Source organism: Thermaurantimonas sp., from assembly GCF_046299575.1.
In the GTDB taxonomy this organism is placed as follows: Bacteria; Bacteroidota; Bacteroidia; order Flavobacteriales; family Schleiferiaceae; genus Thermaurantimonas.
Genome location: NZ_JBKBHX010000002.1, coordinates 241,010 through 257,123, shown reverse-complemented (window position 1 = coordinate 257,123; position 16,114 = coordinate 241,010). Strand labels below are relative to the sequence as shown.

The following is a 16,114-nucleotide window of genomic DNA, read 5'->3' as shown; positions in this document are numbered from 1 at the left end:
ATGAAAAATATACTTGTAATTGCATTTTTATTGATTGGAATGAGCGTAATGGCTCAGCCAGGTATGCCCAACAATCCAACACCCATCGACGGAATTAGCATACTTTTGATCGCTTCAGGAGCAGCTCTTGGAATTTCAAAATACAGAAAAAAGCAATAACCGATATTCAAACTTTTCTAAATACAAAGCCTGACCATTTTAATGTGGTCGGGCTTTGTTTTTACACACCGCTTTGTTGCTAAGTTTGTCAAACGATAATTTGTAAAGATTTTTACTCATGCATTTTCCAAAACTATCAAAAGAGACATATATCGAACTCCGCAGAAACTTAGTTAGTCAACTGCCGGCTGGCAGTGCTGTCATATTAGTTGCTAACGATATAATGCCTACCAATGCCGATGGCACCATGCCTTATGTACCAAACAAGGACATCGTGTATCTGACTGGAGTAGATCAGGAAGAAACTATTGTTATTTTATTTCCCGATGCCGTACAGCCACATCTGAAAGAAATTTTAATACTAAGGGAAACAAACGAACTCATAGCCCGCTGGGAAGGCGAAAAACTCACCAAAGATCAGGCCCGTGAACTCTCCGGTATCCAAAACGTACAATGGAAATCTCAGCTGCCCCGTATACTTAAAGAAGTAATGGCTGAGGCCGAATATGTCTATCTAAACACAAACGAACACCTACGACGCGATGTACAGGTGATGACCGCCGAACATCGCTTTGCCCTGAAACTGAAGGAGGAATATCCGCTGCATCAATACCGCAGGCTAAATCCACTGCTCCACTATGCCCGCAGCAGAAAACATCCCGAAGAGGTCAAACTCATGCGCAAGGCTGCAGAAATCAATACCTCTGCTTACCAGCGGATTTTGCGCTTCTTAAAACCAGGCGTCACCGAATATCAGCTCCAGGCTGAATTCATTCACGAATACCTCAATTTGGGTGCTTCCGGCTTTAGTTACGAGCCGATCATTGCCACTGGCGGCAATGCCTGCATCTTGCACTATGTCAAGAATTCTGATACGGTAAAAGACGGCGATCTCGTGCTCTTCGACGTTGGATGCTGGTATCGTCACTACGCCAGCGACGTTACCCGCTGCTTCCCGGCCAACGGAAAGTTTACTCACCGACAAAGAGAAATATACTCAGCCGTGCTTTATGTTCAAAAGGAGGCTATGAAATGGCTGCGACCAGGAGTGATGCTTCACGAGTATCACAAAAAGGTCGGTACCCTAATGACCGAAGTCTTGATCGATCTGAAGCTAATTACCAGACATGAAGTAGAATCTGAAAATCCCGAATGGCCGGCATACAAGAAATATTTTATGCATGGCACTTCACATTTTTTGGGTCTCGATGTGCACGATGTAGGTCTTTGGCATAAGCCTATAGAGGTTGATATGGTATTCACTGTCGAGCCGGGCATTTATATACCAGACGAAAATCTGGGTATTCGTATTGAAGACAACATCCTAATAACTCATGATGGATTTGAAAACTTAACTGCAGGTATACCCAAAGAAATCGAAGAAATAGAACTAGCTATGACCTGATACATCGGGAAAGAATTTTTTACAGAATAGTCAATGCATCTTTGTTAATTGTCACGCTGTACACTCGCTCGATATTGTGTTTCCTGAGATCAAACTTTCCGAAGTGTTATTCAATAAAATTATCTTTAATGACGTAAATAATTGTATACATTTTAAATAAATAGATACTGATCACAATTAAATCATCTGTCACAGGGTCTGCATCTATATATCATTTACAGCTTTCATTAGAAATTTATAAAATAAACGTCAGATATGCTGATTTAAAACATTATGAAATATAATTAGTGTCATTTTTTTTATCTGAAATATTGAACTTATTTTATATCGAATTTCATAAAAGAAATGTTTTAATGTGAAGATATTCCGTTTCTGATAGTAAAATTTAATGATCATTAATTGGCTTAAATAAAAGGACGAAAATGTATATCTTTCATGCATCCTCCCTGTGAATTTAAAAGGAAAATATCAATCATCAATTGATCAAATAAAACATATAGCCGATAAGATAAATAATTATGTAAATACCTAGAAACCTCACTTAAAAAAAGGTATAAATCTTACTATTTTTTCCTCAGCCATTGGTGAAAGTTACCCTCAGGTATCTGCAATTCATTTTTCAGAATGAATTTCTTTGAATTTATTAATTTTCTCAGAGTCGGGGGAAGTCAAAAAAATTACTTTTAATAAGAGGTATAAATCATCTGAAAATAGAAGCCATTGGTTATGAGTGTGGTTTCAATTGTAAAACCGCCTTTTTCAGAGCATTCAATAGATTTACAGGTCTTACACCTCTTGATTATTGCCATCAGGAAAGAAAAAAAATTTTAATAAAATCCTTAATTATTCAAATTTTTTAAAAAATCACTGTTTAAAAGATCAGTATTTTTTGAATTTTTAAATTGATGTTTTATATAGTTGTAACACTATTCCCTTTGCTTAATTATTACATGATATTAATGAATATTTAAAATATTTTCTTTGAAGATTCAATGGTTTATATATAATTCTATTTTTCTGGTAATAATTTAATTTTTTTAAGATACTTTTTATATCAATTTGAAGTACCACTTTTCATAAAATGGAATTGATAAAATTTGCTAAAACAACCAAATAAAAATACTTTTGATCAGGTAATATATTAGTCAATCAATACATTAAAACTTTAACGCTATAAAAAAAATAATTCCTCTCATTCTTATCATAAGCAATGGCATAGTTATGCCGACTAAATCAGCTCCTGGCTCAAAAACATGATCCTGACAAAGTAAAAAGAGCTAAATCTGAATTTGTTAATACGTTTGCCCATAAACAATGGGCATCGATCGAAGCCGGCGAAGGAAAAACCTCAAAGCCATATGCCAAACCTAAAAAAGATCTTTAAGCTATCAGTAAAGTAAAAAGGATCGCAATCATTTCTATCGAAATGAACCTTCTACGTGAAGCTGAAAGTAACTTAAGCGATGTCGCAAGCATCTATGAGAATGAGGATGAGAGAAAAAGAATAGCATCTGAAATTGAGCTATTCAAAGCACAGCTGAACTAAATGTATGAGGTACTTCGGCAACAGTTTGAAAAATATGGAATTTCGGTAGTTCCGGTGGATGAAATATTGAACAATGAATATTACAAAAATCTTTAATTTGAAATTGAAGAAGATAGAATGAAAAGCACGTGGGGCCGCAAATGGAAAATTGATGTCCACGCATTAAATTTAAAAAACATTAATGCTGAAAAGCTTGTAAAATTTCCAATCAGTAACAACAAAACCATCATTGAAAAGGTGACCGGCAGATTAAGGCAAATGCAGGAACCGGCAACTTCACTCGGTGTAGATGCTGTACTACTGGTCGAAAACATTGCCCTGGTGGAATTTAGTTTCTTAAAAGGTAAATTAACTTTTGGTAGTAAAGACCCAAACGTACAAGACTTCAAACTTGATTTAATTCCGACTACCTAACCTAGAATCATCTGGAGTGCAGCATTGAAAAAACCCACAAAATGACCTACAAACGTGCGAAGCAAACATGCACTGCTGATTGGCCGAGGCTTTAACGGGCTTGAACAATTTGGTCCCGATATGAAAAAATTCATCGAAACCTATGGCGAGCTGGCAGTAATTAATTTGATTGAAAATACAAAAAAATAAATAACACACTTTTGTTTAAATGAGCTCATTATTTGATACTTAAGCTCTGAAAGATTAAACCAGATGTCGCTTACCGATCAGGACACAAAACACTACTCAATAAGCCCACCACGGTTGTAAAGGGAAGTTGCAAGGAAAATAAAAAAATTTTCATGAAAAATTAAGGAAACAGAATACGCTAAAGGAAGAAATAAAAAATGTTCACGACGTCTTATAACCGAAGTTCAGTGACGGAAATTTTGGCACAACAATTGGCCACATACATTTGCACCAAAAAATACTAACGATGAGAAAATTAATCTCGGCGATTTTATACGTCGGTCTTGGCTTTGCTGTAGTATCTACCGGCTGCAAAAGCAAAAAAAACAAGGAGGTTCCCTTACCATCAGACGAAGTAGAAGTTAAATTACCCTGTTCGGAATACAAGTCTGATGCGAAAACTTTCAGAGCATTTTCCTTTGGCGAAAGTATGGATCTAAATACAGCCAAGCGGAAGGCGCTCAGTAATGCACGTGCTGAACTGGCGGGTATGCTAAGCACTACGATGAAAGTAGTAGGCGATAATTATGTGAAATCCTCTGAATTCAACAACAAGGAAGAAATACTCGAGCGCTTCGAGGAAAATGCACGTACTGTAATCAATCAGGAGCTTCGTGGAGTTATACCCGTATGCGAACGGTCATCTAAAGTGAAAAATTCCAATATTTTCAAATATTATGTTGCTCTTGAACTGAGTGCGGAGCGATTGGCTGATAGTTACTTTCAGACGCTAACACGTGACCAAAGTCTGAGAATCGATTACAACTACGAACGCTTCAAAAAAACTTTTGAAGAGGAAATGCGCCGGTTCGAACAGGGAAGATAATTCGCCCTGAAAAGCAAAAAAGCTGCCTACCCGGGCAGCTTTTTTTGTTTGTCAAATTTTCCGGTCAGCTTATTGTAGCCGTACGGACAGTGCCGGCATCCACTCTGGCAACAATAGCCACGGTCGAGATGATATTTCTCGGTGTACACTATGTAACCCTCAGGCGTCTTGTAATAGTCTTCGCCTTCTTTCAGCTCGCTGAAAGGCCTGCGTTTCACCATCGGTTAGAGTATCAACATAGCGTCGCCATAACTGAGAAAGCGATAATTTTCCTTGATGGCCGTATGGTAAGCCTCCATCATAAGTTCATGACCCATAAAAGCGCTTTTAAGCATTAAGATGGTAGACATCGGTGCGTGAAAGTTGGTAACCAACTTCAAAGGCAGCCTGAATGTGTATGGTGGATATATGAATTTGCTGATCCACCCGGTAAAGGGAATGATTCGATTTTCGGTGGTCAGTGAGCTTTCCAATGCCCGAAGGGTTGTAGTACCGATACTTACCACTTTACGGTTGTTGTCTAGGGCTTCATTGATCTTTTTTGCAGCCTCAGGATAAATCCAGACCTGCTCGCTGTCCATCTTGTGCTTACTCAGGTCCTCTACCTCCACAGGTTTGAAAGTTCCCAGACCTACGTGCATGGTGATCTCTGTGGTTTCCACACCTTTTATTTCCATGCGTTTCAAAAGCTGCTTGCTGAAGTGCAGACCACTCACGGGAGCAGCTACTGCGCCCTCTACCTTGGCGAAGATGGTCTGGTAGCGCTCTTCGTCCTCTGCGTCAGCTTCGCGCTGCAGATATTTAGGAATGGGCATGTGGCCGAGATCTACCAGCTTCTTTCGAAATTCTTCGTAGGAACCATCAAACAGGAAGCGGATAGAACGCCCACGGCTTGTAGTATTGTCGATCACTTCGGCTACAAGATTCTCATCCTCGCCGAAATAAATTTTGTTTCCTATACGAATCTTACGGGCCGGATCTACCAACACATCCCACAGACGCGTTTCAGCATTGAGCTCACGAAGTAGAAATACCTCGATACGCGCGCCGGTTTTTTCTTTGTATCCGTAAAGACGGGCTTTGAAAACTTTGGTGTTGTTAAGAACAAAAAGGTCTTTTTCGTCGAAATAATCGAGAATGTCTTTGAAGATGCGATGTTCGATTTTGCCTGTATCGCGGTGAACTACCATCAGTCGGCTTTCGTCGCGATGGGGCACTGGGCGGTTGGCAATAAGTTCTTTTGGAAGTTTGTAATTAAAGTGCGAGAGCTTGAATTTCATTGCTTACGGGCTTTGAATTTAAGGGCGCGAAAGTACAAATTTTACAGCTTAAATGTAATTAATTAGAAATTAAAAATTTAAATGTGTATATTCTCGCTTTTTCACATACTTTAATCGGAATTCTTATCAATGTTTTGATGAAAAATGGTTTAAGAAATCTGCTGATTTTTTTTCTGTTCACATTGTTAGTCTCAGTACGGGCCCAGAGGTTACACGACGGTAAGGGTACCTACTTAGTGCGCATCGATAATGGCAAAATCTATGAAAAATCTGGCAGATATATCGGAAAAATTGAGGGTGACAGAGTGTATGACTCTTTCGGTGGCTATCTGGGTAAAGTGTCTTATTCGAGGTTTTACGATCGGTCAGGCACTTATTTAGGCCGATTAGATGCTGGGAAGTTATACGATCGTGCGGGCAGCTATTTGTTAAAAATCGATAAAGATCTGCGTATTTTCGATCGTACCGGTAAATATCTGGGAAAAGCTGAATGCTTTAATGTTGAACAGATAGCGATTTACCTAATCTTTTTCTCAAAACCATAAAAAGACTGAGTATCAAGCTCCCACCTGCCAGCGCGCCACCGGATTTAATGAGCTCGTGCGCATTGCATCGCTTGTGTAGTAATAATAACCGGCAATGGCTATCATAGCGCCATTGTCGGTACAATACGATGGCTTAGGCACATATAGCGAAACGCCCATCGATTCTGCAAGGAAAGCAAGCCCTCTTCGTAATCCGGAATTTGCCGATACTCCTCCTGCCACTGCCAAGTGCCTGCACTTTGTTTCTTCTAATGCCAGTTTGACCTTTTTTAAAAGCGTATCAACAATGGCCTGTTGCACTGAAGCAGCAATATCATTTAAGTGTTTTTGAATAAAATCAGGATCTTCTTTCTGAAATTTTTCAAGGGTATATAAAACGGAAGTTTTAAGCCCGCTAAAACTGTAATCTAATCCCGGCACTTCTGGTCTGGCGAAGCGGAAAGCGTGGGGATTACCCTGTTGAGCCAGCATGTCGATCATCGGTCCTCCCGGATATGGTAGACCAAGGATTTTGGCAATTTTATCAAAAGCCTCTCCGGCTGCATCATCCGTAGTTTGGCCGATGACTTTCATGTCGAGAAATCCATTCACCAGTACCAGTTGCGTATGCCCGCCCGAGACGGTAAGACACAAAAATGGAAATTCGGGCGATTGCATATCGGGGTCGTCAATGAAGTGAGCCAGAATGTGCGCCTCCATGTGATGAACCGGTATGATGGGAATACCAAGACCTAAGCCCATAGCTCGCGCAAAGGTAGCGCCTACCAGAAGCGATCCCATGAGACCAGGTCCACGTGTGTAAGCGATTGCTGAAAGTTGATGCTTATCAATATCAGCCCGGCGCAATGCCATATCTACCACAGGTACTATGCTCTGGTGATGCGCTCTCGAGGCTAGTTCTGGCACTACTCCACCCCACTCTGCGTGAATTTTTTGGGAAGATACAATATTGGTAAGAACTTTGCGACCCCGGAGCACAGCGGCTGAAGTGTCGTCGCACGAAGTTTCAATACCAAGTATGTAAATGTTTTCGTTCATTTTTTAAATAACAAAGCTATTGAATAAATTCCGAAACATCGGCCTTCGTACACTGCACATCGTCCTGGAAGTTGCCAAAGGTATTGCAATTTTTGGGGTGGTTCTCGCTTTACTCCTCGCTAACCCTTTTGTACAAACCTTTTTAGCTAAAAAGGCTACAGAATGGTTAAAAAACAAAAAAAATATCGATGTAAAAATCGAAAAGTTTCAAATAATCTTTCCCAATCAGATTGGTTTACGAAATGCTTTATTATTGGATGCTCAAGGCGATACAGTCATTTACATCCACTCTTTTAGGGCATCGATCGCACATCTGTCTTCTGATTTTCAAAAGATAGCTCTATCGAAAGTGTTTTTAGACAGCACTCATTATTATTTACACACACCTGTAGGTGATAGTGTGAACGGATTTATGCGGTTTTTAGAAAAGTTAGACGCCGGCGATACCATTGCTCAAAAAAGCACTTTTACGCTAAAAATTAACGATATACACTTCGAAAAGCTCAGATTTCATCGAATTGACTTTAACAATCCAAAACTTCCGGCCTTTAAGGTATACAATGCTCACTTGCGGTTCAGAAACTTTCAACTCTCGCCTGACAGCATCAGTGCTCGCCTGGTGAAAGCCTACGGAACTGATGACCAATTTTTTAGCGTTCATCACCTCGAAGGACAGCTCACCTATGCTGACGACCATATTTCAGCACTTGATTTGCTCGCTGTAACCGACTCCAGCCGGCTTGATATAGATGCCACTCTGAAATACAGCCATCCAAATGACTTCGCTGATTTTGAAAATCTAGTGCAATTAGCTGTAGAATTTAGAAAGACAAAAGTTCACATAACCGAACTCAGATCCCTTTTACCAGAATTTCCTCAATTGCCAGATGTTGAGCTAAACGGGAATTTTTCCGGTGTTTTGAACAATTTTATCGTTACAGCAAATCCTATCCAGATCGGGAACTTCACTACTCTTGAGGGGAATGTAACGCTGAAAAACGTTATTTCCAACCCTGAAAATCCAAAAATAATAACAAAAATATCTTCCCTAACCTCACAGCTAAAAGAAGGTGCACAAATAATACATCTATTTACTGATACAATTGTGCCTGAAGTGCTTCAAAAAGAACTTCTTTTTACAGTGAAAGGACAATTTGAAGGTACACCCAATCAGTTTATAACCGATCTTAAAATATATTTAGAAAAAGGAGAAGAAATAAAGGGAAGCATACAATTCGATAAAACAAAAAAAATAGCCGAATATTCAGGAAATTTAGAAATAATTAATGTGCATTTAGGAAAGTTATTAGGTGTAAGTAGTCTTGGAAGTACAACTGGAAAATTTATGGTAAATGGGAGCGGCCTTACAAGCAATGAGTTATATCTTGTAAGTTCTGCAAAAATTGAAAATTTATTGTTCAACAATTATTCATACAAAAACATATCACTTTTAAATTTTACGTTAAATCGAAATGATTACAGTGGTAAATTAAATATTGATGATCCAAATATTACTCTCACAGCAGATATACACTACAGAGATGAAAATAATAATACGTTTTCTGAATTTCTTATTAAACTAAAGCATTCTAATCCTTTGGCTTTAAAATGGACGAAAGACAGTATTACATATCTGAGTTTTACCAGTGCAGGAATACTCGATTTTTCAGAAGTAGAAAACCCATCTGGAAATATCTTAATAAACGACATTTTCGCTGAAAATACTCTGGGATACTATCACTTTGAAAGCATTAAAATTCTTTCGAATACTATCCAAAATATTAGTCATTTAGAATTGAAATCAGATGTAGCTTATCTCAATCTGTCAGGAAAGTACAAGCTCTTTGAATTTAATAAATATTTTGAAGATTGGTTGAATATCCGATTAGGGAAATCGGTCAAAGAAAAAAATACATTTTTAGAAGATTATTTTTCCTTAGAATTCAAAACTGATAATCTTGATGCACTTTTTAATTTACTTTATATCAATAATTTAAGAATTGAACCAAAAACTACTTTACTGGCGGAATATAATGGTGCAAATAAACAAATATCAGCAACACTCTTAAGTCAAGGAATACAATATGGAGATATTCAAACGGGAAATATTAAATGCAAGATAAATCACATCAATCAAAACACCGTAGAAGCCCTATTAATCGCTTATAATTCAAGATATGATGATTTATTAATAGACTCCGTCCAGTTTCAGGTTGTAAATACACCTGATTCTAATGCTTTCGAATTGCTGTGGACGTGGGTGGATTCCGTGGGAAGCAATGGGCACATCGATGGATGGCTTGTAAAAAACGAATTCAACCATTACCGTTTGCACTTCGATCGCTCAGAATTCAACATCGGAAGTGAAAAATTTGTGATTAATCGAAACAATTTCTTTGACTTTGAGCCGGAACGAATTAACATTACAAATTTTCACATCATTAATGGTCCAAGATCCTTACTGGCAAATGGTATAATTTCACAGAATCCCTACGAAATCATTCGTATTAATCTCAACAATTTCAGGATAGATTTATTCAACATTTTTCTTAAACCTTTCAATTCAAAACTGGACGGATTAATGCAAGGCGAAATCATCGCAAATGATCTATTGAACGAACCAAAATTTGCTGCAGATTTTGAAATAGATTCCTTGTATATTAACGGAAATTATCAGGGTGATTTTTATTTCTCATCTGATTGGGATTTAGAAACTAAAAAAATGAAAATATTGAGCCATATTCAGCGTGGCCAACTGAAGACTTTTGAAGTGGATGGTGTGATATCAACTATGGGAGACTTTGAGATTGATTTAAAGGCAAAAACCAATCGGTTTCGGGTAAATGCATTTGCTCCTGTTTTGGGTGAATTTGTACAAAATTTAAGAGGTACAGTTAATGGAGACATAAATATAAAAGGTCGGGCAAAGGCACTTGACATAGCTGGTAAGCTGACGTTTCCCAACCTTGGCCTAACGATACCAATGCTCGGCACGGATTACAACTTCGAAGGTTCGCCTACAGTAACTGTGAATAACAAAGAAATCGTGATCTCTGAAATGACCATTCGCGATACAAAAACTGCAAGTAAAGCTGTAATGAATGGTCGAATCACACACCGCAATTTCTCGGATTTTCGGTTTAACATTGGTATCGATGCGGACAAGTTTTTAGCTCTTAATACAAATGCCACTTCAGGTGATTTGTATTATGGAACTGCATACGTTACGGGAAAAATTAACATTACTGGCCCTACGGATGAGCCGGTGATCGACGTAAACGTCAGAACCGAAAAAGGAACTCTTTTCGCTTTACCTCTCAACAATCCGACAGAAGTAGGCAGATTATCGTTTGTGAATTTTGTTCAAAAAGACGATAAGAAACTACCAGAAAAGTCGCAGTTGAATTTTGGAGGCATTACCCTTCGATTTACCATCGATGTAACACCTGATGCCGAAGCCCAGCTGATACTTGACGATCGCTACAACGACATGATGCGGGCAAACGGCCAGGGAAGATTATCCTTGACTGTACCACCTTCGGGAAACATTAGCCTTGTAGGCAGTTACCAGATTAACAAGGGAGTTTACAACTTCAATTTCCAAGGCATAGTGTCGCGCAAGTTTCTCATTGAGCCGGGCAGTACCATTACGTTTACCGGCGACCCTCTGGCGGCAAATCTCGACATTACTACGCGATACACTACACGCACCACACTTAGAGGACTCTTGACCGACGAACGCTATTTGAACACGCGCACTCAGGTCGATTTGCTGCTTAAAATCACAGGAGTAATGTTTCAGCCCGAAATCTCTTTTGACATTAAGGTGCCACGAGCGGCTCCGATGGTTCAAACGGAAATCAACAATGCTTTAGCCGATCGTGACAAATTGACGCGACAAGCCTTTTCGCTTCTACTGCTCAACAGTTTTGTGACCGATGATTTTGCTTTGGGTACAACCTCGTCAGGTGCCACGCTGGTATATGATGCCTTTGTATCACAAATTTCCAATCTGCTCGGACAGCGCATAAAGGGTGTAGATATCCGATTGGGCTACAGCCAGACAAACCTCCAGGGACAAGAAGGTAGCGTAAATCAGCAGCAAGACCTTGAACTCGGAATTTCAACCACACTCTTCAACGACCGATTCGTTATCAATACAAACTTTGACCTCTCAACTCAACAAAATACGGGAAGCACCCGCCGTAATGACTTTGCCGGAGATGTAGAGCTCGAATACCTCATAACTTCCGATGGAAAATTGAGAGCTAAAGCCTTTAACCGCTCACTTCAAAACAGGATTGGTCTGGAACAGGTGGGTGATTATGCACAGGGCTTAGGTATTACCTACCGCACCAATTTCGATTCCTGGTACTACGACATACTGCGAATGCGCAGAACTAAGAGATATAAAGATTTTCAGTTTGAAGAGCCAGATACCTCATCCGACTCACCGTCTATTTACTATCCGAAAAACGCAAACGAATGGAAACAATCAAGTATGCACTAATCACAGGAGCGGGCAGCTTTATAGGTGGAGCATCGCGATACCTGGTATCGATAGCAGTACAATTCGCTTCAAAATCCGGCTATCCAATCAGTACATTCATCGTTAATATCGCGGGTTCATTTCTGATAGGGTTGATCCTTTCTGCCTGGGAGCAAGACATCGTATCAGATACCGGCAGAATCTTTTTGGCCACAGGTATTATGGGCGGATTTACCACGTTTTCATCCTTTTCACAAGAGATTATGCTGATGCTGAGAGCAGGACAGACAGGCCCTGCCCTCCTCTACATCGGATCAAGCGTTATTTTTGGTTTACTTGCCTGTATTCTAGGATATTTCGTAGGCAAGTAGCCTATTTTCTTCGGGGTTGATTTATTCTTTTTCTTTTATTGTGTGTGAAAAAATTTTTTGCCCATCAGAGTCGTAATAAGTGATTTCAAGCGTGCGGTTTTTGGACGGTCCGAAAAATTTTAAAGCCACGAAATTCCGCTGTTGAATGAGGCTACCTGGCAGCCTGAAGCTATTGTCTTCCACCTTTTTTGTGACTGCACCACTGGTGAGTGGCGATGTAGTGATGTCGTACAGAATGTTGCCTTTGCCGTTTTTCATTACGCATATTTCGCTGTGATGGCGATCGCCTGTTAAAAAGATTACGCCCTTGATGTTTTCTTCCTCGATTCTGCGCAGCAGATAAGCGCGTTCCTGCTCGTATTTGGCAAAGTTTTCAAAGACTTTTGCATCGCTAAGGATTTGTCCGCCCGCACATACAAGTTTAAAAGGTGCATCAGAATACTTGAGGTTATTAATTAACCAATCGAGTTGTTCCCGTCCGAAAATTTGATCTTTTCCGTTGTTCATCACTTCAGTGCGGAAGGAGCGATTGTCGAGCAAAAAGATGTGAACATCGTTGAATTCCAATGCACTGGCTGTAGACTGCTCGCAACCAAAATTCACAAAAGGAGGATTAGCCCAGAAAAGGCGGAAAGCTTCGTGTGCCCAGGGCTTGCCCACATAAGAACCGTTGGCGTCGTTTGGGCCAAAGTCGTGATCGTCCCAGATGGCAATATGGCTGCAAGTGCGCAAGAAGCGCTGTAACTGCGGATACGATCTGTCGCTGGTATAACGGTGTAAAAAGCCTCGACGGCTACCGTAATCTACAGGTCGTGTGTAGACGTTGTCGCCCAACCAGAGCATTAAATCGGCCTTCATGTCGGCCATATGTTCAAAGATTTGATAATCGCCTCCATATGGCTTCCCGGGGCGATCAGCCGATTCTTCGTTGAAATATGAACAGCTACCGGCCAATATGGTAAACTCCGGTGGATCTTGTCTAAAGCGCCAGTCGGTTAGAGTTTTAAACTTCAAAGGTTCGCCAAAGGATACTTCATTTCCATTGATCAGGACGCGATATTCATATGTGCGGCCGGGCAAAACATCGTCAAGTATAAATTTAGCAGTAAATGCTGTATGCCACTGAGTCTCAATAGAGGGAGTGGTTGACCATGAAGGAGCACCTTCTACCCGATATTTGAGCGACACCTTAGCTGCTTTTTTAGTTTGAATCCAGAGATGTGCTTCTTTCATGTGCACGTATCCCAGCATAGGGCCTGCATTTATCCAATCAACGGCTGCAAGTGAGACACTTTTTTGACCATTCAATGCAAGAGCACCTACAAAAAGAAACAAGATGAAATGTTTTTTCATTGAATACGGAGTTTTAAAGTATTTCAATTCAAAATTATTGGGCTACTCCTTCGATTAAAAGGTGTTTACAGAAATTTAACCAGACTTGGTAGAGTACCATTTCTGTACAATAGCTAAAAGGAAGAAAAAATTTGAAGCTTTTAACCTTTAAATTCTAAAAGTAGAGACTTTGGTAGTCTACATAACTTTCATTACAAAGGGTGTAATTTTATTAAAACCGCATTCTACTAAACGTTCACACCAAAGATATACCCAACCAGTGCCGAAAGACCCATAGAAATAGTACCCCACACCACGATGCGGACAACAGCACGCATCACATTAGCCCCGCCTGTGATGGCTGAGAGGGTACCCAATATAACCAAAGCAACCACCGTAAATCCATAAAGAAAATACTCCATGTAGGTCAATGGGGCGAAAATGGTAACAAGCAACGGCAATACTCCACCTGCGGTAAAAGCTGCTCCTGAAGCAAGGGCTGCTTGAATTGGATTGGCCTGGCTGGTTTCGGTGATGCCTAACTCGTCGCGCACATGCGCAGCAAGAGCGTCTTTTTGGGTGAGTTCTTTGGCCACAAGCATGGCCGTTTCTTTACACAAGCCGCGCTTTTCGTAAATCTGAGCCAGAATTTTAAGTTCAGTTTCAGGGTATTTTTCGAGTTCCAGTTTTTCGCGCTCTATGTCAGCGCGTTCGATATCGGTTTGCGAACTCACAGACACATATTCACCGGCTGCCATCGACAAAGCACCCGCCACTAATCCTGCCAAAGTGGCCAGCAAAATGGTTTCTCGATTGGCACTCGCAGTAGTAACTCCTACCGCCAGGCTTGAAATTGAGATGATCCCATCGTTGGCGCCAAGTACAGCAGCTCTTAGCCAGTTACTGCGATGGATAAAGTGACTTTTTAAATAATTGTCAAGTGTGACTTTTTGAGGGTACTCCATCAAATTTTTTGGGTAAAATAAAGTAAAAAAGGCGACCTGACGAACACCTATTTTGAAACCTTATCATTGGAAAATTATTACCTCCATCCACCACCTAAAGCTCTGTAAATGTTTACTTTTCCCTGAAGCAATTTCAACTTTACCTCAATCAAATCAAGCCGAGCTTCGAGGGCCTCTCGCTGTGTGAGCAAAACCTCCGCATAATCAGCACGAGCAGAATTAAAAAGCGAGTTAGCTATCTGAACAGAATGATTTAAAATTTCCACTTCTCGCTCTTTCGTCAGGTAACTGTTGGAATAGTTTTCCATTTTAGCCAGCTGATTCAGCACATCCACATAGGCATTTAAAACTGTTTGTTCGTATCGATAAACAGCTTGCAACTGCTTTGCATTGGCGGCATTATACAAAGCTTTTATGGCATTTCTGTTAATGAATGGAGTGAGAATATCTCCAGCTGTATTGTAGAGAATTGACTCCGGATTGAGCAGAAAAGCCGGATTAAACGCCTGAAAACCGATAGCTGCCCGAATACCTACAGTTGGATAAAAATTGGCGCGGGCTGATTTTACATCGAGTTTTGCAGCTTGCAGCTCGTATTCAGCCTGCCGAATGTCGGGCCTGTTTTGTAACAACTGCGCAGGAACTCCGGCTTTAATGCTGTCGATTTTTTCTTGTAAAAAGCCAGAAGAACTTCTCGGTACTCGACCTGCAAAGCGGCCGGTAAGAAAGTTGATTTTGTTTTCGGTTTCCGTGATCTTTTGGCGAATTTCATACTGCAGGTTGCGCGTATTGAGCAACTGAGCTTCAAATCGGTTTACAGCGAGCTGAGTCACTTTGGCTGCATCTTTTTGTTGCCGTACCACTTTGAGGGCATTTTCCTGTATTTCGATGTTTTGCTCTATGATTTCGAGTAGATTATCGAGAGCCTCGAGTTCATAATACGCTTCAGCGATTTCAGCCACTAGGTTGGTCACCAAAAAGTTTCTACCCTCTACCGTACCTAGGTAACGCATGGCGGCCGAGCGTTTGGAATTTCGCAGCTTCTGCCATACGTCGATTTCCCATCGCGCCAATGCAGCGACGTTCACATCGCCAAGCGGCTCAGGAAAGGGTTTTCCGTCTTTAATGGAGAGTTGACTGTCAATGGCACCCTTGCGCGTGTAGAGACCTTCTTTTTCAAAACCGCTACCCAAACCGATATTTACAAAGGGCAAATACTCCCCCTTGCGGACTCTTACCTCGTTTTTTGAAACTTCAATTTCTTGCAAAACGATGTTAAGCTCCTGATTGTTTTTAAGGGCTGTATCAATCAACGCGATAAGATACGGATCACCGAAATAGGTGCGCCATGAGAGCGTTGCACTATTTGCAGAATCGCCCATAGAGCCACCAAAATTTTTGGGAAGGATTGCTTTAGGAGCTTGAAAAGCATCTTTGAACGGCATGCAGCCTGAAATCAACAATAGCTGTGCGACTATTAAAATATGTGCTGGTTTAAAAAGCTTTTTCATTCTTT

The 16,114-nt window shown here is 40.4% G+C and carries 14 protein-coding genes; 8 read left to right on the top strand and 6 right to left on the bottom strand.

Annotated elements, in window-relative coordinates:
• From ACK4EX_RS03605 to ACK4EX_RS03585, 5 genes are all read left to right on the top strand, one after another.
• The gene (locus ACK4EX_RS03605; RefSeq protein WP_409769794.1) at positions 1-159 is read left to right on the top strand and encodes a PID-CTERM protein-sorting domain-containing protein; all 159 of its coding nucleotides are present in this window, start codon (positions 1-3) and stop codon (positions 157-159) included.
• A gap of 118 nt (positions 160-277) precedes the next feature.
• Complete coding sequence (locus ACK4EX_RS03600) at positions 278-1,564, top strand: aminopeptidase P family protein (RefSeq protein WP_409769793.1); 1,287 nt, start codon at positions 278-280, stop codon at positions 1,562-1,564.
• Between the two features lie 1,663 nt (positions 1,565-3,227).
• Positions 3,228-3,524, top strand: coding sequence for a hypothetical protein (locus tag ACK4EX_RS03595; protein ID WP_409769791.1), 297 nt, complete (start codon positions 3,228-3,230; stop codon positions 3,522-3,524).
• 54 nt (positions 3,525-3,578) lie between these two features.
• The gene (locus tag ACK4EX_RS03590) at positions 3,579-3,713 is read left to right on the top strand and encodes a hypothetical protein (RefSeq protein WP_409769789.1); all 135 of its coding nucleotides are present in this window, start codon (positions 3,579-3,581) and stop codon (positions 3,711-3,713) included.
• A gap of 286 nt (positions 3,714-3,999) precedes the next feature.
• Complete coding sequence (locus tag ACK4EX_RS03585; protein WP_409769787.1) at positions 4,000-4,578, top strand: hypothetical protein; 579 nt, start codon at positions 4,000-4,002, stop codon at positions 4,576-4,578.
• Between the two features lie 26 nt (positions 4,579-4,604).
• Here the strand turns inward: ACK4EX_RS03585 and ACK4EX_RS03580 are convergent, their stop codons facing one another.
• Together ACK4EX_RS03580 and queA are read right to left on the bottom strand one after the other, a co-directional pair.
• The gene (locus ACK4EX_RS03580) at positions 4,605-4,799 is read right to left on the bottom strand and encodes a DUF5522 domain-containing protein (RefSeq protein ID WP_409769785.1); all 195 of its coding nucleotides are present in this window, start codon (positions 4,797-4,799) and stop codon (positions 4,605-4,607) included.
• Positions 4,800-4,802: 3 nt separating this feature from the next.
• Positions 4,803-5,858 (bottom strand): tRNA preQ1(34) S-adenosylmethionine ribosyltransferase-isomerase QueA, encoded by a 1,056-nt coding sequence (queA, locus tag ACK4EX_RS03575; protein ID WP_409769783.1) that lies wholly within the window; start codon positions 5,856-5,858, stop codon positions 4,803-4,805.
• Between the two features lie 137 nt (positions 5,859-5,995).
• On the opposite strand from queA, the gene ACK4EX_RS03570 reads away from it, so the two are divergent.
• The gene (locus tag ACK4EX_RS03570; protein WP_409769781.1) at positions 5,996-6,403 is read left to right on the top strand and encodes a 5-fold beta-flower protein; all 408 of its coding nucleotides are present in this window, start codon (positions 5,996-5,998) and stop codon (positions 6,401-6,403) included.
• A gap of 12 nt (positions 6,404-6,415) precedes the next feature.
• Here ACK4EX_RS03570 and tsaD read toward each other — a convergent pair whose 3' ends face one another.
• A complete protein-coding gene (tsaD, locus tag ACK4EX_RS03565; protein ID WP_409769780.1) occupies positions 6,416-7,441 on the bottom strand; it encodes a tRNA (adenosine(37)-N6)-threonylcarbamoyltransferase complex transferase subunit TsaD in 1,026 nt (341 codons plus the stop codon).
• 19 nt (positions 7,442-7,460) lie between these two features.
• On the opposite strand from tsaD, the gene ACK4EX_RS03560 reads away from it, so the two are divergent.
• A complete protein-coding gene (locus ACK4EX_RS03560) occupies positions 7,461-11,951 on the top strand; it encodes a translocation/assembly module TamB domain-containing protein (protein WP_409769778.1) in 4,491 nt (1,496 codons plus the stop codon).
• Entirely contained in the window at positions 11,927-12,301 is a 375-nt protein-coding gene (gene crcB, locus ACK4EX_RS03555; protein ID WP_409769776.1) for a fluoride efflux transporter CrcB, read from the top strand. The genes ACK4EX_RS03560 and crcB overlap by 25 nt, the downstream gene beginning before the upstream one ends.
• Before the next feature lie 21 nt (positions 12,302-12,322).
• On the opposite strand, the gene ACK4EX_RS03550 is transcribed toward crcB, so the two are convergent.
• The 3 genes from ACK4EX_RS03550 to ACK4EX_RS03540 all read right to left on the bottom strand — a co-directional run bounded on the left by ACK4EX_RS03550 (position 12,323) and on the right by ACK4EX_RS03540 (position 16,109).
• Positions 12,323-13,654, bottom strand: a complete 1,332-nt coding sequence (locus ACK4EX_RS03550) for an alkaline phosphatase D family protein (protein ID WP_409769775.1) — start codon at positions 13,652-13,654, stop codon at positions 12,323-12,325.
• A gap of 227 nt (positions 13,655-13,881) precedes the next feature.
• Positions 13,882-14,598: a VIT family protein gene (locus ACK4EX_RS03545; RefSeq protein WP_409769774.1), complete on the bottom strand. Its 717-nt coding sequence runs from the start codon at positions 14,596-14,598 to the stop codon at positions 13,882-13,884.
• Between the two features lie 77 nt (positions 14,599-14,675).
• Positions 14,676-16,109 carry a TolC family protein gene (locus ACK4EX_RS03540; protein ID WP_409769772.1) on the bottom strand — a complete coding sequence of 478 codons (1,434 nt, stop codon included), beginning with the start codon at positions 16,107-16,109 and terminating at the stop codon, positions 14,676-14,678.
• Positions 16,110-16,114 lie beyond the last annotated feature (5 nt).